The sequence below is a fragment of the Streptomyces sp. NPDC006879 genome, assembly GCF_042869595.1.
Taxonomy (GTDB): Bacteria; Actinomycetota; Actinomycetes; order Streptomycetales; family Streptomycetaceae; genus Streptomyces.
Genome location: NZ_JBIAGC010000006.1, coordinates 103,162 through 120,924 on the forward strand (window position 1 = coordinate 103,162; position 17,763 = coordinate 120,924).

Sequence of the window (17,763 nt, forward strand, 5' to 3'; positions counted from 1 at the left end):
CACCGGTTCGCGACACGTACGACGTATGGACGCAACGTGACCTCGGTGCCAAGCTCGAATGACCGCGGGCGCCGCCGGGGCCTTCGCCTCTCCACACGGCAGCTCCCCCGGGGTCCGCGCCCCCTCCTCACCGTGCAAGGAACAGGGAGGCCACACAGACATGGGCGACAAGGCAAGCACACACCCCGGAGCCGCCGGCAGGGCACTGTCGGCCGACCGCCCCGCTTCCATCCGCAACGTGGTGCTGGTTGGCCATACCGGATCCGGCAAGACGACGCTGGTCGAGGCCCTCGCCTTGACGGCGGGCGCCATCACCCGCGCCGGCCGGGTCGAGGACGGCGCCACCGTCTCGGACTACGACGAGATCGAACACCGCCAGCAACGTTCCGTACAGCTCTCGCTGGTCCCGGTGGAATGGGCCGGCATCAAGGTCAACATCCTGGACACACCCGGGTACGCCGACTTCGTGGGTGAACTGCGCGCGGGTCTGCGCGCGGCGGACGCGGCCCTGTTCGTGGTCTCGGCGGGTGACGGGGCCGAGGGACTCGGCGGTGCCACCCGCGTCCTGTGGGACGAGTGTGCTGCCGTTGGCATGCCACGAGCGATCGTCGTCACCCATTTGGAGGCGTCCCGGGCCGACTACGCACAGATGGCCGCTGTCTGCGGAACCACCTTCGCCGCCGACGACCCGGACGCCGTACTGCCGCTCTACCTCCCGCTCTACGGCACGCCCGGCGCCGACGGCCACTCCCCGGTCCTCGGGCTGCTGGGGTTGCTGTCACGGAAGGTGTTCGACTATTCCTCGGGCGAGCGGGTCGAACGCGACCCGGAAGGCGGAGAACTCGACCTGATCGATGACGCCCGCAACCGGCTGATCGAGGGGATCATCGCCGAGGGCGAGGACGAATCCCTCATGGACCGCTACTTGGCCGGCGAGGAAATCGACGTCAAGACCCTCGTCGAGGACCTGGAGCAGGCTGTCGCCCGAGGGACTTTCCACCCGGTGCTGATGGCGGCGCCCGCCGCGGAAGGCTCCCGTCAGGGACTGGGCACCGTCGAACTCCTCGAACTGATCACCCGCGGCTTCCCCACTCCTTTGGAGCACGGCACCTTCGCCGTCACCACGCCCCAGGGCGCCAGCCGGCCGGACGTCGTCTGCGACCCCGACGGGCCCCTGGTCGCGGAGGTCGTCAAGACCTCCTCCGACCCGTACGTCGGGCGGGTCTCGCTGGTGCGCGTCTTCTCCGGGACCCTGCGCCCCGAGGAGACCGTTCACGTGTGCGGGCACGGCTCGACCGACCACGCCCCCGACGACGAGGACCTGCACGAGTCCGACGAACGCATCGGGGCGCTCTCGGCCCCCTTCGGCAAACAGCAGCGCATCCTGGGCAAATGCATCGCCGGCGACCTCGCCAGCGTGGCCAAGCTCGGCCGCGCCGAGACCGGTGACACCCTCTCCGCCAAGGACGCACCCCTGCTCATGGAGCCCTGGGTGATGCCCGACCCCCTGCTCCCGTTGGCCATCGAGGCACACAGCAAGGCCGACGAGGACAAACTCTCCCACGGCCTGGCCAGGCTGGTCGCCGAGGACCCCACGATGCGCCTGGAGCAGAATCCCGACACCCACCAGGTCGTCCTGTGGTGCCTGGGCGAAGCCCACCGCGAGGTGGCCCTGGATCGGTTGCGCAGCCGCTACGGGGTCCAGGTGGACGTCGTACCCCACAAGGTGCCGCTGCGGGAGACCTTCGGCAGCCGGTCCACCGGGCGCGGCCGGCACGTCAAACAGTCCGGGGGCCACGGGCAGTTCGCCATCTGCGAGATCGAGGTCGAGCCACTGCCCCCGGGCAGCGGCATCGAGTTCGTCGACAAGGTGGTCGGCGGCGCGGTGCCCAGACAGTTCATCCCGTCCGTGGAGAAGGGCATCAGGGCCCAGGCCGCGCGCGGGGTGGCCGCCGGGTACCCGTTGGTGGACGTGCGCGTCACCCTGCTGGACGGAAAGGCCCACTCGGTGGACTCCTCCGACGCCGCCTTCCAGACCGCGGGAGCCCTCGCCCTGCGCGAGGCCGCCGGGGACGCCGAGATCAACCTGCTGGAGCCGGTCGCCGAACTCTCCGTACTGGTGCCCGACGAGTACGTGGGGCCGGTCATGAGCGACCTCTCCTCCCGTCGTGGCCGTGTGGTCGGCACCGAACAGGCCAACGGGGGAAGGACTTTGGTGCGGGCCGAGATCCCCGAGATCGAAATCGGCCGTTACGCCGTGGAACTGAGGTCGGTCTCCCACGGCACGGGCCGCTTCGAGCGCCACTATGCCCGCCACGAGCCGATGCCTGCGAACGTGGCCGACCGCGTGCGCGCGCAGGACGGCAAGGCCGCCTGACCCGCCGGCTGACCACTCGCGCACATTCGAGCCGCCCGCCCCAACCCTGTTGCGGCGGGCGGCTTTTGCCGGTCATATCTCCCAGGGGGCCGCAGCACGGCTACGCTGGGCACAGGTGTGCCGAGAGGGCGCCACAGGTGTGCCGTGTGGGGCAGCGGGGAACAGCGCAGACAGGGTCGGGCGCGGCGATGGGGGCAGCGGTGGCGGACGACGTATTCGACTTCAGGCCTGGAGCACAGATCCCGCTCCAGGGCTCTTCGGGACAGACCGCGGCAACCAATGCACTGGCCTCGGCGGCCTACCGTGACTCCGAGCTCAAGAAGATCCTCGAAGCCAACAACGAGTGGCAGGAATCCTCGATCAAGAAGGGCCGCCTGTCCCTCTTCGAACCCAATCTGGGTGAGGCGTTCGCCCGGGCCGTCCAGAACCGGATGCTCGCCCCGGGGCGAGCGCCGGTGATCCAGTCCTTCGGCCTGGAGCCGCAGGTGGTCGTCGAGCACTGCCTCGCCGCCAGCCGCATCCGCAAGGAGCGCGACACCAAGCTCACCGCCTTGATGGTGACCTGCGGACTCCTCTTCCTGCCGGGGCTACTGCTCTGGCTCGCCGCCTTCCAGCTGCGCCGCACGCTCGCCGGGTCCCAACGCAAACGGGCGGGGGCGTTCGGCAGCGCCCTGCTGATCGGCCTCGGCCTGATCGCGGTGGTCGCCCTGGTGAAACTCCCGCTCACGGGCTTTTGGGGCTACTACCTTCGCGGCATGATCGTCGCTCCCGTGGCCGGCTGGTACTTGGCCATGCGGGTGTGTGAGTCCACTGCCGTCGACCTGCGCGCCCGCTGGGACGGACTGCTCTCCGGTGGCGCGGTGGCCGCCAAGATCCCCGAGGCGGTTCCGCACGACCCCGGCGAGACCGCGGCCGAGGCACTGCGCCAGCAACTGATCAAGCTCACCGCCGAAGACCAGAGCAACAGCGTCTTCTACGCCGGCCCCAAGGGCATACTCGGCATGGGTTCCCGTTGGGGAAGCTGGCAACTCGCCGAGGAACTCCTCCCCCGCACTCCCGGCACCGAGATCCATCCCTTCCGTAGCTGGGACGTCATCAAGGTCATCCACGACCAGCTCCGCATGATCGAGCGCGGGCCGCTGCACACCGGTGGGTTCCCCAAGCCCTCGATCAAGCACTGGATCGTCACTCCGGTGGGCGAGGGCGCCAAGGAGGTCTCCCGGCCCAGCGGTGAGGACGTCGAGGCCTTCCAGATCAAGGGGCACGAGATAGCGCGGATCTGCAACGAGCAGCAGTTCAGCGCCGGCAACCGCCACTACCTCGGAATCCAGTTCGCGTTGTGGGACGGGCAGCTCGTCCTGACCATGATGGTCACCGTGACGGTCCTCTACCAGACCTTGCGCATCGAGGTCACCGCGCATGCCCTGGGCCCGGTCCACGGCCTGTTCACCACGAAGTCCTCGCCCAAGACCGTGTCGGTGGCCAAGGCGGTCAAGTTCTGGGAGTCCAGGGAGCGCACCCTGCCGCTGGTGGACGCCAAAGAGGTCGTCCGGCTGGCCGCCCGGGCTCCACTGACCTGGTTCCCGCCCATCTTGGACTTCCTCGGCGGCAAGTTGGTGCTGCCCGAGCCGTTCGGGCTGCGGCACGTGTGGGCGGGGCCGCCCTGGCGCCACCGCTTCATGGCCGACGACGCGCTGCGCGCCGTCACTCCGGTGCTTCGGGTGGTGCACGAGGCCGCGATGAAGGTACTGGAGGAGAACGGCGTGGACACCGACCGCTTCACCAACCGTTCGCTGATCGTCAGCGGCGCAGTCCAGGACCCGGCTCCTCGGCGGGCCGACGCGTACGACGCCTGACGGCGGTCCGGTTGGGGTAGCGGACCTGCCCGAGGTGGCCGGATCCCGGCCGGATCCGTTGTCGTGCTCCGACGCCCGACCGATGGCCCTGGGCTGCGCGGGCACCGCGCGGGTGGGCCGGGCCCTCAGTTGCTGGGCCAGACCTCCGCGAGCATCTGCCGTGTGTCGGCGAGCAGTTGCGGCAGTACCCGGGTGTGCCCGATCACCGGCATGAAGTTCGTGTCCCCGCCCCAACGCGGCACGATGTGCTGGTGCAGGTGTGCCGCGATCCCGGCGCCGGCCGCCGCCCCCTGGTTCATGCCGATGTTGAACCCGTGCGCACCGGAGGCCTTGCGCAGCGCGGTCATGCCGCGCTTGGTGAGCTCCGCGAGCTCCAGCGTCTCGGCCGCGTCGAGGTCCGTGTAGTCGGCCACGTGTCGGTAGGGGACGACCATGAGGTGTCCGCCGTTGTACGGATAGAGGTTGAGCACCGCGTACACGTGACGTCCGCGGGCCACGATCAGCCCGTCCTCATCGGTCATCTCCGGAATGCCGCAGAAGGGACAGCCGTCCCCGGCGTCCGGGCCGGTCGGCTTGTTCTCCCCTTGGATGTACGCCATCCGGTGGGGCGTCCAAAGGCGCTGGAACGCATCCTGCGTCCCCACGCCGGTCTGCTGCTCCGGCTCAATCGTCATGTGATGCAGCATATGGCTTCGCCCTCATGGCGTGTCGGCGGGGCGAGGAGACGGCCACGAGCGGCGATCCTGGTCGGATGCACGAGAACGCGAACACCCGGGAGACGCGCTGGGAGCAGCGGACCGAGCTCCCTCTCTTCTTCGCCTCACTGGTCTTCCTGGCTGCCTATGCGGTACTCGTGCTCGTCCCTCGATCCGCCGAGAGCCTACGGAACGTCGCAACGGTGCTGCTGGTGTCGATCTGGACGGCCTTCGTGATCGACTACCTGGGACGGCTCCTCGTCAGTGGAGCCCGCCCATTGCGTTTCGTACGTACCCACTGGCTCGACACCCTGGTCCTGGTGCTCCCGCTATTGCGCCCACTGCGGCTGGTAGAGGTCTACCTGATCATCCAGCGCCATGCCGACCAGCCCAGACTGAGTCTGCACGCGCGAGTGATCACGTACGCGGGACTGTCGGCGGCTCTGCTCGGCTTCGCCGGCGCCCTGACCCTCTACCGGCACGAGCGCGGTGCGCCCGACACGACGATCCATACCTTCGGGGACGCCCTCTGGTGCGTGGCTGCGACACTGACAACCGTGGGCTACGGCGATGTCACACCGGTGACTCCGGAGGGCCGGATCATCGCCGTGGGGCTGATGATCTGTGGTGTGGCACTGCTCGGCGCCATCACCGGATCGTTCTCCTCCTGGCTGTTGCAGATCTTCCGGCGGGAGGACGAGGAGGGGCCCCCGGGGATGTGAAACTCCCCGGGGGCCCCTCCTCGTACGGCGCGGGCCCGGTTCAGACCTGGACGCGGTCCTGAACCACCTGGGCCAGCTTGGCGAGGGCATCGGCCTTGGGAATGCCGTTCTCCTGCGAGCCGTCCCGGTAGCGGAAGGAGACCGTGCCGGCGGCCATGTCCTCATCGCCAACGATGATCATGAACGGAACCTTGAGTTTCTGATGGTTCCTGATCTTCTTCTGCATTCGGTCGGAGGAAGCGTCCACCTCTACCCGCAGGCCCTGCTTCTTCGCCTCGGCGGCGAACTCCTGCAGGTAGTCGACGTGGGAGTCGCCGATCGGGATGCCGACGGCCTGGACCGGGGCCAGCCACGGCGGCATGGCACCCGCGTAGTGCTCCAGGAGCACCGCGAAGAACCGCTCGATGGAGCCGAAGAGAGCCCGGTGGATCATGACGGGACGCTGACGTGAGCCGTCCGGGGCCGTGTACTCCAGGTTGAACCGCTCGGGCAGGTTGAAGTCGAGCTGCACGGTGGACATCTGCCACGTGCGGCCGATGGCGTCCCGTGCCTGCACCGAGATCTTGGGACCGTAGAAGGCCGCACCACCCGGGTCGGGGGTCAACGGCAGACCCTGCTTCTCGGCCACCGACTGAAGGACCGCGGTCGCCTCCTCCCACGCTTCGTCGGTGCCGACGTACTTCTCCGGGTCCTTGGTGGACAGCTCCAGGTAGAAGTCGTTGAGGCCGTAGTCGCGCAGGAGGTTCAGGACGAAGGTGAGCGTGCGGTCGAGTTCCTCGGCCATCTGCTCCCGGGTGCAGTAGATGTGCGCGTCGTCCTGGGTGAAGCCTCGGGCCCGGGTCAAACCGTGCACCACACCGGACTTCTCGTACCGGTAGACGGTGCCGAACTCGAACAGACGCAGCGGCAGTTCGCGGTAGGAACGGCCCCGCGCGTCGAAGATCAGGTTGTGCATCGGGCAGTTCATGGGCTTGAGGTAGTAGTCGGTACCGCCGTCAAGCTGCATGGGGGGGTACATGCCCTCCGCGTACCAGTCCAGGTGACCGCTCTTCTCGAAGAGCGCGCCCTTGGTGGCGTGCGGGGAGTAGACGAACTCGTACCCCTCCTCCTCGTGCCGCCGGCGCGAGTAGTCCTCCATGGTGCGGCGGATGACGCCGCCGCGCGGGTGGAAGACGGCGAGGCCGGAACCGATCTCGTCGGGGACGGAGAAGAGGTCCAGCTCGCTGCCCAGGCGGCGGTGGTCACGCTTCTCCGCCTCGGCCAGGAAGTCGAGGTGGGCCTTCAGCTCGTCCTTGGACGGCCAGGCGGTGCCGTAGATGCGCTGCAGCATCGGGTTCTTCTCGCTGCCACGCCAGTAGGCCGCGGCGTTGCGCATCAACTTGAACGCGGGGATGTTGCGGGTGGTGGGCAGGTGGGGACCTCGGCAGAGGTCCTTCCAGCACAGTTCGCCGGTCTTGGCGTCCAGGTTGTCGTAGATGGTCAGTTCCCCGCCACCGACCTCGACGTTCGCCCCGTCGTCGGTGGAGGCGGCGCCCTTGATGCCGATGAGTTCGAGCTTGTACGGCTCGTCGGCCAGTTCCTCGCGCGCGGCCTCGTCGGTGACCACGCGGCGGGCGAACCGCTGACCGCGCTTCTGGATCTCCTGCATCTTCTTCTCGATGGCCTTGAGGTCATCGGGGGTGAAGGGCTTGGAGACGTCGAAGTCGTAGTAGAAGCCGTCCCGGACCGGCGGGCCGATGCCCAGCTTCGCCTCGGGGAACAGCTCCTGCACCGCCTGCGCCAGGACGTGGGCGGTGGAGTGCCGCAGGATGTTCAGGCCGTCCTCGGAGGAGATCTCCACCGGCTCGACGACCTCGCCCTCGCCGACCTGGTAAGAGAGGTCCTTCAGCTCGCCCGCGACCCGGGCCGCGACGATGGAGCGCTCACCGGTGAAGAGTTCGGCCGCCGTGGTGCCCGTGGTCACCACGCGCTCTTCCCGCTCGGAATCGCGTTGGATGATCACACGGACGTCTGACACCGGTCTCTCCTGACTCAGGGGGTGCGCGCAGTGGTCACTGCACGCGGGTGAATCGTACCGAGCGGAGGCGGCCGACCGCGAAACGGTTACGACCCGCCGCCGTCCGGACCCGGCTCGTCCTCACCGGTGCAGGCTTCTTCGAACGAGCCGAGGTCCTCTTGGAGGGATTTCATCAGACGCTCGCGCTCCGCGTCGTCCAAACGCACCGGCGTCACCTCGCCCGCACCCGTCAACCTGCGGAAGCCGCCACGCCGCTGGAGCCGCCCGCTGAGCCGGACCGGCAACCCCACCAGATGGGCGTGACCAGCGATGCGGTAGGCCCCCTCGTCCAGGGCCACGCTCACGTTGGGGACCTCGGCTCCCGCCAGGACGCGCAACCGCACGGTGCCGCCGCCACCGGGGGCCGAGCGCCGCATCCGGGTCACGGCCCCGGTCAAGGTGACCGCGACTGCCGGCTCCTGCCGCGTGTAGCGTGCCGCGGCCTCGCGCAGCGCGGGCAGGTCCCCCGCGGTGAACTCCACCGGTTCGGGCCGCGCGGCGCAACCGGGGGGCGGGCCTGCGGCAGGAGCCCACGCCAGGGCGATTCGAGCACCTTCGGCACCATGCACGAGGGCTATGAGGGCATCGGCGAGTTCCCGGCTGACCCCCGCCTCCACCGCGCTGTCGAAGACCTCCATCCCGCCGGTGGCCCGCTGGTAGTCGATCGCCTCCCGGGCGGCGTGCAGGGCGTGGTGCAGTCGGGCGACCAGCCCCCGGCCTTGACCGACCGGCAGGTAGGCGGTGAGGCGCCCGCCTACAGGGGGTGCGAGCAGGACCTCGTCCAGCGCCCGGCCGGCCCGGGCCCGGTGGCGGGCGCCGTGGTAGCCGGCTCGGGCCCGCTCGGCCATCGCCCCGGCCAGCAGCAGTTGGCGCGCAGCGGTGCGCAGTTGGTCCTCGACGGTCCAAGGCGACCTCAACCGCAGGTCCGGGTGGAGGTCGGAGCCGGCCTCCCGGACCAGGTGGACCTCGTCGCTCGGCACGGCCAGCCCCACCAGCACCTCCCGGGCGCAGGGAAGTTCACTGCGGGACAGCACCGCCAGGGCCTCGCTGAGGAGGTCCTCACTGTCCGGGTAGGACCGGGTCTCGGGGATGAGCAGGCTGATCCTGCCATGAGCGGGTCCGGGCGGGGTCCAACGGGCATAGCGGCCGGCTGCGCCGCCGCGTCGCTGCCAGCCGTGGCGGCGCAGCAGTGCGCCGAGGACGGCCGGGTCCACTGGCGGCGCAGAGTCCTCCGTCAGCGGTGTGTGGACGGGGTGCGCGGACTCCGGCCAGGGATGCATCAGGGTCTCCCTCCCGACCCGACGCGGGTCATGATCTCGCACAGCGCGCGGTCGTCGAAGATCCTGGCGGTCGGGATCCGCACGGTGGTCCGGGTACGGCCGGTGACCGGATGACCTGCCAGGTTGGTCCAGTAGCAGCAGTGCCTGAGGTCGAGCCGCTCGTGGGCGGCGCGCAGCCAGTCCTCAGGAGAACGGGGTACGAGCATCACGACCAGGATCTTGTGGACCGCGACGGGCGTCCGGGCCAGTTTGACCAAGTGCGCGTTGTCCAGGGTGAAGGCGAAGGTCGTGCCGGCGGGGCGGGGCGCGATCTGAAAGGTGCATTTGAGCTGCACCTTGATGGTCACCTCGTCGTCGACGCTGTGCCCGGGTGAGCCGTGGCTGACGTGCCAGTCGATGCCGTTGTCCGGGAAGGGCTGGGAAAGCGAACAGCCTGCGGCGGCAGCCACGGCGTGCAGGTATCCCACCTGGAGCGTTTCCATGCAGGCGGTGGTGGCGAGGCTGCCCCGCTGCGGTGTGGGCCGCTCGGGCCGTAGGCCCGCGCCGTGACCGCTTTCGGGCTGCGCGAGCGCCATGGCTCTCCCCTGTGCCTCTCGGGCCTTGGCGGCGGCCCGCTCGTGAAGTGTGCGCACTCGCAGCTCCGGTGGCGGCCAGCGGGTGCGATCGATGACTGACGATGCCTCATATGCGCAGGCCGTCATAGGTGTTGTCTCCTCACGGGGTGGGCTGCAAACGGCGTACGGGGCAAACAGCCCGGGTATCACGCAATCGGGCAGTTGCTGAGTGAGCGTCTTCTGTCTTTCGGAGACGAGGAGTTCGGACATGCGTTGGTATGAGGGACCTCTGGCCGCTTTTGACACCGAGACCACCGGGGTGGACGTCGAGCACGATCGGATCGTGTCCGCCGCGCTCGTCGTGCAGGAGTGCGCGGGCGGCCGGGTGCGGTCCACGCGCTGGCTGGTGAACCCGGGGATACCCGTCCCCGTGGAAGCGACGAACGTGCACGGACTGACCGACGAGCACCTCCAACACCACGGTCGCTGGCCGGCTCCGGTGATGGAGGAGGTGGCTCGGTCACTGGCGGAGCAGTCGATCGCGGGGCGCCCCCTGGTTGTGATGAACGCGCCCTTCGACCTCACCTTGCTGGACCGGGAGTTGCGTCGTCACCGGGCTACCTCGTTGGCCCGCTATCTGGACAACCACCCGCTGTCGGTGCTGGATCCGAGGGTGCTGGACAAGCATCTCGACCGGTACCGAAAGGGCCGTCGCACGTTGACCGACCTGTGTGCGCACTACGGCATAGCCCTGGAGGAAGCCCACGACGCGGCGGCGGACGCAACGGCCGCGCTGGAAGTGGTCCGGGCGGTGGGGCGGCGGTTCCAGACCCGGTTGGAACGCCTGAGCCCGGCGGAGCTGCACACTCTGCAAGCGGTGTGGCACGCGGCCCAGGCACGTGGCCTACAGGCCTGGTTCGCGCGGAACGGTTCGCCGGAGGCGGTCGATCCGCACTGGCCCCTGCGGCCCGACCTCGCGGAGGCGGCCTGACGCCTCCCACGTTCGGAAGGAAATGAGTTGAGGCCGGTTCCTCCGCATGTCTTGCGGAGGAACCGGCCTCTCCCGGTGGGCGATACTGGGTTCGAACCAGTGACCTCTTCGGTGTGAACGAAGCGCTCTCCCACTGAGCTAATCGCCCGGGAACGCACTGAACCATACAGGGCCCGGCGGGCAGGGTTCAAACCAAGACCGCGGGGTCCGGGGTGAGTAGTGGATCTGAGTATCCGCACCCATGCGCACGACCGTGACCGGGGCCACACTCCCGTGGCATGGAGAACCCACTACCCCCAGCCGAGGAACTTCGGTTGATCGACCGGGAGCTGGCACAACTCGACGCCCGTCGGGTCCAGTTGCTCAACCGGCGGGCCTGGCTGCTGAGCGTCCTGGCTCCGCGCCGACCCCTGACCGGCCCCCCTGCGCGCCACCCCGCAGCCCCGTCCGGTCCCGGCGGCCGACCCGGGCCGAGCGCCCAGAGCGTCCTGCTCGCCCTCGGCGCGGTGCTCCTCGGGGTCGCCGCGCTGGCGTTCACCCTGCTCAGCTGGGGTTCCATGGGGATCGGGGGCCGGGCGTCGGTACTGGCCACGGTCACAGTGGGAGCCCTCACGGCGCCGGCTGTACTGCTGCGCCACGGGCTGCGCTCGACCGCGGAATCGGTGGTGGCCCTCGGGCTCGCGCTGACCATCCTGGACGCCTATGCGCTGCACGAGGTGGCGTTGCCCGACCTCTCCGGCCTGGGGTACGCGGCCGGCTGTGCGGCCGTGCTGTGCGTGCTGTGGGCTGGCTACGGCCTGCGGTTGCCGCAGTTGCGGCTGCCGGCGCCCTGTGCACTCCTCGCCGCTCAGTTGCCGCTCCCGCTCGCTGCTCTGACGACGAACACCCGGTTGCAGTCCGTGGTGTGGGCAGCGCTGCTCACGGCGGCGGCGGACGCCGGGTGGGCGCTGCGCCCCGGAGGTAGGCGAATTCTGCGGGACCTCGCAGGGATCGCCGCCTGGGTGCTGGGGGCGATGGGGTTGGCCGCGGCGCTCGCCCTGATGCTGTCCGCGCGCTCACTCGGCTCGGCGCTGCTGGCTGCCGCACCGTTGGCGGCGGGAGCCTGGCTGGGGCTGTGGGCAGCCCTGCGAGTGGCCGCGCGCGCGGCCGGTGCACGCACGCCCGTGTGGGCCGCGGCCCTGGCGGCGGCAGCCGGGCTGAGCCTGATCAGCGCGACCAGCGGGGTGCTGAGACTGGGGGCGTCGGGCCAGTGGTCCACGCTGATCACCGTGTTGGCGGCGGGAGTGCTCGCCGGCGCAGTGGCCTCGACCGGTTCTCGGATGCCGCCCCAGCTGCGGCAGGGCCTGTGGGTGGCTTCAGGGCTGGTCTGCGCGGGTGCCACCGTCGCTGCGCTGCCGCTGGTCGCGCTGGCGCTGCTCGGACCGCTCGGCGGGCTGGGGAGCATCTGGTCGGGGCCGCCACCTGCGTACGCGGACTTGCTGCCGGGAACGCTCCCGGCAGCGCTGGTCCTGTTGGTGTCGGCGGGGACGCTGGCGGCAGCGCACCGCAGGGCTGTGCATCCCGCAGCAGGTGCAGGTGCCCTGCTGTTGGCCTGGTCGGGCTTGTTCTCGCTGCCGATGGCCGCCGGATGGCCGTACCCCGTCGCCTTGGCGGCGCAGCTGTCCTTGACCGGTGCGACCGCGCTGGCCGCGGTGGCGGCTACGGGGCGCGCGGCGCGGCCGGCACCGGGAGCGGCCACGCAGAGTCCGACCGCCTCGGGGACAGCGCGGCTGGCCACGGTGGCCGCGCTCTGTGCGGGGCTAGGCGCCGCGAGCAGCTCGATGCTCGCGTTGACCAGTCAGGCGGCCACCTTCGCCGCCTTCGGGTTCCTGGGCGCCGCGTGCGTGGCTGTGGCGGTGCGGGGCGCCGGCGGTGGCCACGGGCTCGCGGCGCGGCTGCTGAGCGGGAGCGGGGCCGCCGGTGCGGTCGGGTACACGGCCGGGCTGGTGCTTGCCGCCGCCTGGTCCCTGGGGGTACCCGCCCAGTGGCTCGGCGTGGTGCTGCTGTCGGTGCCCGCCGGCTCCGTGGCGGTGGCCGCCGGGTCGGGTCCGGTCCGGCGCGTGCCCTCGCCGCTGCGGGTGCCGCTGGAAGTCGCCGGGGCGCTCGTCGGCCTGGTGGCCCTGGGACTCGGCCTGGTGCAAGGCGATGCGCCGTTGCTCGCCCTGACGCTGGGACTGGCTGCAGTCATCTGTGCGGCTTCGGCCCTGCGCGTCGACCGCCGTGCGGTCGGCTACGCGGCGGTCGCACTGTTCGTACTGGCCTCATGGGTGCGCTTGGCGGCCTACGGGGTCGAGGTTCCCGAGGCGTACGCCCTGCCGGTCTCGCTTCCGGCGCTGGCTGTGGGCCTGGCGCGTCGGCGCCGGGACCCGGAGTCCTCCTCCTGGTCCGCGTACGGGCCGGGGCTGGCCGCCACCTTGCTGCCCGGGCTCGTCGCGGCCTGGGTGGACCCGCACTGGCTGCGCCCGCTGCTGCTGGGGCTGACCGCCCTCGGGGTGACGCTGGTGGGGGCCCGCTACCGGCTCCAGGCCCCGTTGCTGCTGGGCGGTCTCACACTGGCCGGCGTCGCACTCCATGAGCTGGCGCCCTACGTGGTTCAGGTGGTGGATGCGCTGCCGCGCTGGCTGCCACCTGCGCTGGCCGGCCTGCTCCTGCTGACCGTGGGGGCGACCTACGAGCGCCGCCTGGGCGACGCCCGACGCCTGCGGAACTCCCTCGGCCGGCTGCGCTGAAGCGGGTGTTCTGTCGTTGGGGCGGCCGTACGGATGGGCCTGCCACCCCACCAGTGGACGCCGAAGGCCGCGGACTCCTGCGAGTCCGCGGCCTTCGATCCGGGGTGGGCGATACTGGGTTCGAACCAGTGACCTCTTCGGTGTGAACGAAGCGCTCTCCCACTGAGCTAATCGCCCGGGCGCACCGCAAACATTACCCCATGTCAGCGGGTCCCCAGGACCATCGGGAGGTCAGTTGCGAATGCTCCAGGGCATCTGAAGCCCGTACTTCCAGAGGTAGAAGCCGAGCAGCGCGCCGGTGATCGCCAGACCCACGGTCGTGAGGATGACGTTGCGGCGACGGACCTCGGGGTCGAGTGCCCGCTGGGCCGCGGCGGAGACCTTCCTCTTGGCCCATCGAAGCACCAACTGCGCCCAGACGAACTCGGTCGCCCAAATCGCCATCCCGGCGAAGATCACCACCCAGCCCGGGCCAGGCAGCACGAGCATGCTGACCCCCGCCGCGACCACGGCCAGACCAACGACGAAGACACCGGCCTGCCAGCTCAGGTGGAGGGTCCGGCGGGCTTTGATGAAGTCGGGTGCGCGGGATCCGAGCGGCGCCGGCTCCCGCTCCTCCTGGGGCGGGTCGTCCCTCGAATCACCGCTGGCCAGCGGGGCTCCGGGGGATTGCCCGTCGACCCCGGTGGGTCGACTCCCGCTCACGCCGCCATCACCCTGTGCCGTCATGGCCGCGGCGTCACCCCGGCCGTCACTCCCCGTGTTCATACCGCCCAACTTACCTGAGACGCACAGCACAGCGCAGAACCCAGATCACTCCGCCGTACGAGGTACCTGAAGGCCCACAAAACGGTCAGAGGGGTTTACAACGGCACCGTAGGTGGCATGTCGACTTCGCCGACGTGCGAATCCCCGAGCGCACACTGAGCGAAAGGCCCTGGCGCTTATGAACACCACGGTCAGCTGCGAGCTGCACCTGCGCCTCGTTGTGTCGAGCGAGTCCTCACTGCCTGTACCTGCGGGCCTGCGGTACGACACGGCCGACCCCTACGCCGTGCACGCCACCTTCCACACCGGAGCCGAGGAGACCGTCGAGTGGGTTTTCGCCCGTGATCTCCTCGCCGAAGGGCTCCACCGGCCCACCGGCACCGGAGACGTCCGGGTCTGGCCCTCCCGTAGCCACGGGCAGGGCGTCGTATGCATCGCCCTGAGCTCACCCGAGGGCGAAGCCCTACTAGAAGCCCCCGCGAGGGCCCTGGAGTCGTTCCTGAAGCGAACCGACGCCGCGGTGCCACCCGGCACCGAGCATCGGCACTTCGATCTCGACACCGAGCTCTCCCACATCCTGGCCGAGAGCTGAGCCAGGGGGAGAGCCCTCGACACCGTCCGACTCGGGGAGACGGTGCGAGGCGGACCACGCCTTACGGCTGCCACCGGCGCCGGCCCCGCGGGATCCACCCGCGCGGCCGGCGCCGGTGCGCGTTCGCGCTGAGCCGCTAGAGTCGGCCAGCACAGCGGCGGGCACCGGCCCGCAGCAGCCCAGGGAGTGTTGACCGTGCTGATCCCCCACGACACCCGCGGCGCCCTTGAGGTCGTCGTCGATCTGGTGAACACCGCACCGGAGCTCGACCAGCCCGACGGGCTCGCGGACCTCGGGGCACTACGCACGTTCGTACGAACCCACAACATCAGCGACGTCGGCGAGCTCAGCGCGCGTGACCTGTCGGGCGTGCGGGCCGTGCGGGACCGGTTCGCGCAGATCTTCGCGGCGAAGGACTCCCGGGCAGCCGCCCAACAGATCAACGAGCTGGTGGCGGCGGCGGGCACCACTCCCCAGCTCACCGACCACGACGACTACGACTGGCATGTCCACTACTTCGCACCGGGCGCCTCGGTGGGTGACCACCTCGCCGCCGACTGCGGCATGGCCCTCGCCTTCATCGTCGTCTCCGGAGAGCAGGAGCGACTGCGCCGGTGCGAGGCGCCGGACTGCCGCCGAGCCTTCGTGGACCTGTCCCGCAACCGTTCGCGGCGCTACTGCGACAGTCGGACCTGCGGGAACCGGCTCCATGTCGCCGCCTATCGAGCACGCCGGAAAGAGGCCTCCGAATAGGCCTCGGCTACCCCACTCCAGAAGGCCTGCCAACATTCGCCAGGCAAAAGCGAACTAGCCTATTGCGCCCGCGTGTTGGCCGAGCCGACAAGGTCCGTCCTGCGATCATCACGGCACGATGCTCGACACTTCGCCGGATGATGCTCCCCGCACCACTCCCACCGCCGGACCTGCCGGGGAAACTCGCGGTTGCTTGTTCGCCCTCTCCCAACCACCGCTGATGATCTTCCTGTCAGTGGTCGGCATCCTCTTGATGCTGGGCGCGCTCCACGACCTCTTCCTCCTCTGAACGCGCCCTGCCGCGGCGACTCAGATCCCGTGCTTCTTCAAAATGGCCTCGATGTCGGAGAAGTCCTCGGCCGGTTGCGCCGCCGCGCCGCGCGCCGGCTTCACCGCGGGCGTCTGACCCGCGGGGGCGGAAGCTGCCGGAGCGATCGCCTCCGGCGATCGTCCGCGGCGCCCCGCACTCCGGCGCTCCACGGCTCGACTGGTCATGAACAGCGCCCAGGACAGGCCCAGCACCCCGAACCCTGCCCAGACGGTCGGGTTGAACACGATCCCCGAGAGCCACTCCACGACCCCGGTGAGCACCAGGCCGAGTGGGACCAGTGCGTACGCGGCGATCCGGGTGGCCGCCAGGAAACGTTTGCGGTACGCAGTGAGCGCGGCGATGCCCAGGCCCGCCGCGGACACCGCGGAACAGATGGTCTCGGCAAGCATGCGGGCCTCCTGCACAGAGCGGTCGAGGAACGTTGGGTCCCCCTCCATCCTGCACCGCCGCCCGCCGCCGGGCCATGGTGCTAGCCCCACCTCAGGGAGATCTCCGGGACGCACAGGAGATCCCTCCTCCCCGGGTGCGAGACTGTGCGCATGAGCGAAACCGTCGTCCTCGATCTGTGGTGCGAGCTCCAGTGCACCGACTGCCGTACCGCCCTGTCAGATCTGCGTGTGCTCCGCGCGCGCTACGGGGACCGGCTGGAGGTGCGGCTGCGGCACTTCCCCCTCGACAAACACCGGCACGCCTTCGCCGCCGCACAGGCGGCGGAGGAAGCCGTGGAGCAGGGCCAGGGCTGGGCCTACGTCGAGTACGTCCTGCAGCACGTCGAGCGGCTCGACTCCGAGGGCGAGAAGTTCCTGATCGACGCGGCCCGCACGCTCGGCCTGGACGCGCAGGAGTTCGACACCGCGCTCATCGACGGCCGGCACATCCTGATGGTGGACGCCGACCAGGCCGAGGGCAAGGCGCTCGGAGTCACCGGAACCCCGAGCTACGTGATCGACGGCGAACGCTTGGACGGTGGAAAGAGCCAGGACGGCCTGCGGGCGCGGATCGAGGAGATCGCGGACCGCTTGCTGGTGGGGAGCTGAGCACAGCGAGCCGGGAAGGAGGGAGCGGTCGGCCCTCGGGAGAGTTTCCGGCAACCGTGACGCAGCTCCCGCGGGCGCGAGCCGGTCGGACGGAGGCTGCCGCCGCATTGGCCAAACCGCGAGGGGCGCCTCAGAGGATGTCCTTGATCAGGTTGACGGCGGTGAGCCGGTAGCCGAGGGACTCGTACAGGCGCAGGGCGGGCAGGTTGTCGCAGTACACGTGCAGGCCCAACTCGGTGGACCCGGCGCCCAGGGCGGCTCGTTCGGCCAGCAACATCAACGACCTGCCGTGCCCCTGGCCACGGTGCTGCTCATCCACCGCCACGTCGAACACGTAGGACCCTCGCACGCCCGGGCGCAGTTCGCTCTCGGCCACCCAGACGGTACCCACGGGTAGGCCCTCGTGCTCCAGGACCGTGAAGGAGGCCCCGGGGGTGTCCAGACCTTCGGGTAGTTGGGTGGCGTGGTCGTTGCGGGACTTGCGGGCGGCCTCCTCGGGCGCCATCCCGCGTTCCTGCCAGCCCCGGGCGTACTCGACCTGTGCCCGGGCCAGCCAGACGTCGAACTCCCGGGCAGTCATGGGGCGCGCGCTGACAGCCGGGGCGGCCAGCGCCGGCGGTACGGCCGGTAGCACCTTGGCCATGTTCCGACTCTGCTCGCGGTATCCGAGGGCGACGGCCAACGCCAGCCCGGCGCTCGCATCCGCCGGAACGTGCACCCGGATCCGGGTGCACCGCCAGGAGCGCAGCACCTCCTCGGCCGCCAGCGCGGCGACGGTGGCACGGCCTCGACGTCTATCGGGTTCTTCGACCCACATCGATCGGATGACACCCACGCTGGGACCGAAGGGGGTGTCGGTGGCGAGCTCAAGCCCGCCCACGGGACGGCTGTTGACGCAGATCTGGTACGCGCGGCGGCGGACTGCCCCATCGCTCAGGTGAAGCGGCCCGGTCGGCCGCAGGGTGGTGGTCACCACTGGTGTT

Annotated in this window: 15 protein-coding genes and 2 tRNA genes; 8 read left to right on the top strand and 9 right to left on the bottom strand. The window is 70.2% G+C overall.

Going from position 1 to position 17,763, the window contains the following annotated elements:
• Positions 1–160: 160 nt before the first annotated feature.
• A complete protein-coding gene (locus ACFYMC_RS07155) occupies positions 161–2,377 on the top strand; it encodes an elongation factor G-like protein EF-G2 (RefSeq protein ID WP_388520082.1) in 2,217 nt (738 codons plus the stop codon).
• A gap of 200 nt (positions 2,378–2,577) precedes the next feature.
• Entirely contained in the window at positions 2,578–4,233 is a 1,656-nt protein-coding gene (locus tag ACFYMC_RS07160; RefSeq protein ID WP_388520085.1) for a hypothetical protein, read from the top strand.
• 125 nt (positions 4,234–4,358) lie between these two features.
• On the opposite strand, the gene ACFYMC_RS07165 is transcribed toward ACFYMC_RS07160, so the two are convergent.
• Complete coding sequence (locus tag ACFYMC_RS07165; RefSeq protein WP_388520087.1) at positions 4,359–4,919, bottom strand: HIT family protein; 561 nt, start codon at positions 4,917–4,919, stop codon at positions 4,359–4,361.
• A gap of 65 nt (positions 4,920–4,984) precedes the next feature.
• Between ACFYMC_RS07165 and ACFYMC_RS07170 the strand changes: the two genes are divergently transcribed.
• Positions 4,985–5,650, top strand: a complete 666-nt coding sequence (locus ACFYMC_RS07170; protein ID WP_388520090.1) for a potassium channel family protein — start codon at positions 4,985–4,987, stop codon at positions 5,648–5,650.
• Positions 5,651–5,690: 40 nt separating this feature from the next.
• Here the strand turns inward: ACFYMC_RS07170 and thrS are convergent, their stop codons facing one another.
• The 3 genes from thrS to ACFYMC_RS07185 all read right to left on the bottom strand — a co-directional run bounded on the left by thrS (position 5,691) and on the right by ACFYMC_RS07185 (position 9,561).
• The gene (gene thrS, locus ACFYMC_RS07175; RefSeq protein ID WP_388520093.1) at positions 5,691–7,667 is read right to left on the bottom strand and encodes a threonine--tRNA ligase; all 1,977 of its coding nucleotides are present in this window, start codon (positions 7,665–7,667) and stop codon (positions 5,691–5,693) included.
• 86 nt (positions 7,668–7,753) lie between these two features.
• Positions 7,754–8,986: a hypothetical protein gene (locus ACFYMC_RS07180; RefSeq protein ID WP_388520095.1), complete on the bottom strand. Its 1,233-nt coding sequence runs from the start codon at positions 8,984–8,986 to the stop codon at positions 7,754–7,756.
• Positions 8,986–9,561 carry a DUF4365 domain-containing protein gene (locus ACFYMC_RS07185; protein ID WP_388520376.1) on the bottom strand — a complete coding sequence of 192 codons (576 nt, stop codon included), beginning with the start codon at positions 9,559–9,561 and terminating at the stop codon, positions 8,986–8,988. The genes ACFYMC_RS07180 and ACFYMC_RS07185 overlap by 1 nt, the downstream gene beginning before the upstream one ends.
• Positions 9,562–9,808: 247 nt before the next feature.
• Between ACFYMC_RS07185 and ACFYMC_RS07190 the strand changes: the two genes are divergently transcribed.
• Positions 9,809–10,531 (top strand): 3'-5' exonuclease, encoded by a 723-nt coding sequence (locus tag ACFYMC_RS07190; protein WP_388520098.1) that lies wholly within the window; start codon positions 9,809–9,811, stop codon positions 10,529–10,531.
• Positions 10,532–10,607: 76 nt separating this feature from the next.
• Here ACFYMC_RS07190 and ACFYMC_RS07195 read toward each other — a convergent pair.
• Positions 10,608–10,679, bottom strand: a tRNA-Val gene (locus ACFYMC_RS07195).
• A gap of 130 nt (positions 10,680–10,809) precedes the next feature.
• Here ACFYMC_RS07195 and ACFYMC_RS07200 point away from each other — a divergent pair.
• Positions 10,810–13,299, top strand: coding sequence for an SCO7613 C-terminal domain-containing membrane protein (locus ACFYMC_RS07200; protein WP_388520100.1), 2,490 nt, complete (start codon positions 10,810–10,812; stop codon positions 13,297–13,299).
• Positions 13,300–13,404: 105 nt separating this feature from the next.
• Here the strand turns inward: ACFYMC_RS07200 and ACFYMC_RS07205 are convergent.
• A tRNA-Val gene (locus ACFYMC_RS07205) sits at positions 13,405–13,476 on the bottom strand.
• 54 nt (positions 13,477–13,530) lie between these two features.
• Positions 13,531–14,067 carry a TIGR02611 family protein gene (locus ACFYMC_RS07210; RefSeq protein WP_388520102.1) on the bottom strand — a complete coding sequence of 179 codons (537 nt, stop codon included), beginning with the start codon at positions 14,065–14,067 and terminating at the stop codon, positions 13,531–13,533.
• 178 nt (positions 14,068–14,245) lie between these two features.
• On the opposite strand from ACFYMC_RS07210, the gene ACFYMC_RS07215 reads away from it, so the two are divergent.
• Together ACFYMC_RS07215 and ACFYMC_RS07220 are read left to right on the top strand one after the other, a co-directional pair.
• The gene (locus ACFYMC_RS07215) at positions 14,246–14,659 is read left to right on the top strand and encodes an SsgA family sporulation/cell division regulator (RefSeq protein ID WP_003959770.1); all 414 of its coding nucleotides are present in this window, start codon (positions 14,246–14,248) and stop codon (positions 14,657–14,659) included.
• Positions 14,660–14,854: 195 nt separating this feature from the next.
• Positions 14,855–15,412 carry a CGNR zinc finger domain-containing protein gene (locus ACFYMC_RS07220; RefSeq protein ID WP_388520105.1) on the top strand — a complete coding sequence of 186 codons (558 nt, stop codon included), beginning with the start codon at positions 14,855–14,857 and terminating at the stop codon, positions 15,410–15,412.
• Positions 15,413–15,721: 309 nt separating this feature from the next.
• Here ACFYMC_RS07220 and ACFYMC_RS07225 read toward each other — a convergent pair whose 3' ends face one another.
• On the bottom strand, positions 15,722–16,132 hold the full coding sequence (locus tag ACFYMC_RS07225) for a hypothetical protein (RefSeq protein ID WP_388520107.1): 411 nt from the start codon (positions 16,130–16,132) through the stop codon (positions 15,722–15,724).
• Positions 16,133–16,282: 150 nt separating this feature from the next.
• Here ACFYMC_RS07225 and ACFYMC_RS07230 point away from each other — a divergent pair, with 150 nt between their 5' ends.
• Positions 16,283–16,780: a DsbA family protein gene (locus ACFYMC_RS07230; protein WP_388520110.1), complete on the top strand. Its 498-nt coding sequence runs from the start codon at positions 16,283–16,285 to the stop codon at positions 16,778–16,780.
• Positions 16,781–16,910: 130 nt separating this feature from the next.
• Here the strand turns inward: ACFYMC_RS07230 and ACFYMC_RS07235 are convergent, their stop codons facing one another.
• Positions 16,911–17,753: a GNAT family N-acetyltransferase gene (locus ACFYMC_RS07235; RefSeq protein WP_388520113.1), complete on the bottom strand. Its 843-nt coding sequence runs from the start codon at positions 17,751–17,753 to the stop codon at positions 16,911–16,913.
• Positions 17,754–17,763: the final 10 nt, after the last annotated feature.

Excerpts from the sequence above, each read along its gene's own strand:
- ACFYMC_RS07200 (WP_388520100.1), top strand. The coding sequence starts at position 10,810 with ATGGAGAACCCACTACCCCCAGCCGAGGAACTTCGGTTGATCGACCGG.
- ACFYMC_RS07210 (WP_388520102.1), bottom strand. The coding sequence starts at position 14,067 with ATGAACACGGGGAGTGACGGCCGGGGTGACGCCGCGGCCATGACGGCA.
- ACFYMC_RS07165 (WP_388520087.1), bottom strand. The coding sequence starts at position 4,919 with ATGCTGCATCACATGACGATTGAGCCGGAGCAGCAGACCGGCGTGGGG.
- ACFYMC_RS07215 (WP_003959770.1), top strand. The coding sequence starts at position 14,246 with ATGAACACCACGGTCAGCTGCGAGCTGCACCTGCGCCTCGTTGTGTCG.
- ACFYMC_RS07230 (WP_388520110.1), top strand. The coding sequence starts at position 16,283 with ATGAGCGAAACCGTCGTCCTCGATCTGTGGTGCGAGCTCCAGTGCACC.
- ACFYMC_RS07155 (WP_388520082.1), top strand. The coding sequence starts at position 161 with ATGGGCGACAAGGCAAGCACACACCCCGGAGCCGCCGGCAGGGCACTG.
- ACFYMC_RS07185 (WP_388520376.1), bottom strand. The coding sequence starts at position 9,561 with ATGGCGCTCGCGCAGCCCGAAAGCGGTCACGGCGCGGGCCTACGGCCC.
- ACFYMC_RS07225 (WP_388520107.1), bottom strand. The coding sequence starts at position 16,132 with ATGCTTGCCGAGACCATCTGTTCCGCGGTGTCCGCGGCGGGCCTGGGC.
- ACFYMC_RS07170 (WP_388520090.1), top strand. The coding sequence starts at position 4,985 with ATGCACGAGAACGCGAACACCCGGGAGACGCGCTGGGAGCAGCGGACC.
- ACFYMC_RS07180 (WP_388520095.1), bottom strand. The coding sequence starts at position 8,986 with ATGCATCCCTGGCCGGAGTCCGCGCACCCCGTCCACACACCGCTGACG.
- ACFYMC_RS07190 (WP_388520098.1), top strand. The coding sequence starts at position 9,809 with ATGCGTTGGTATGAGGGACCTCTGGCCGCTTTTGACACCGAGACCACC.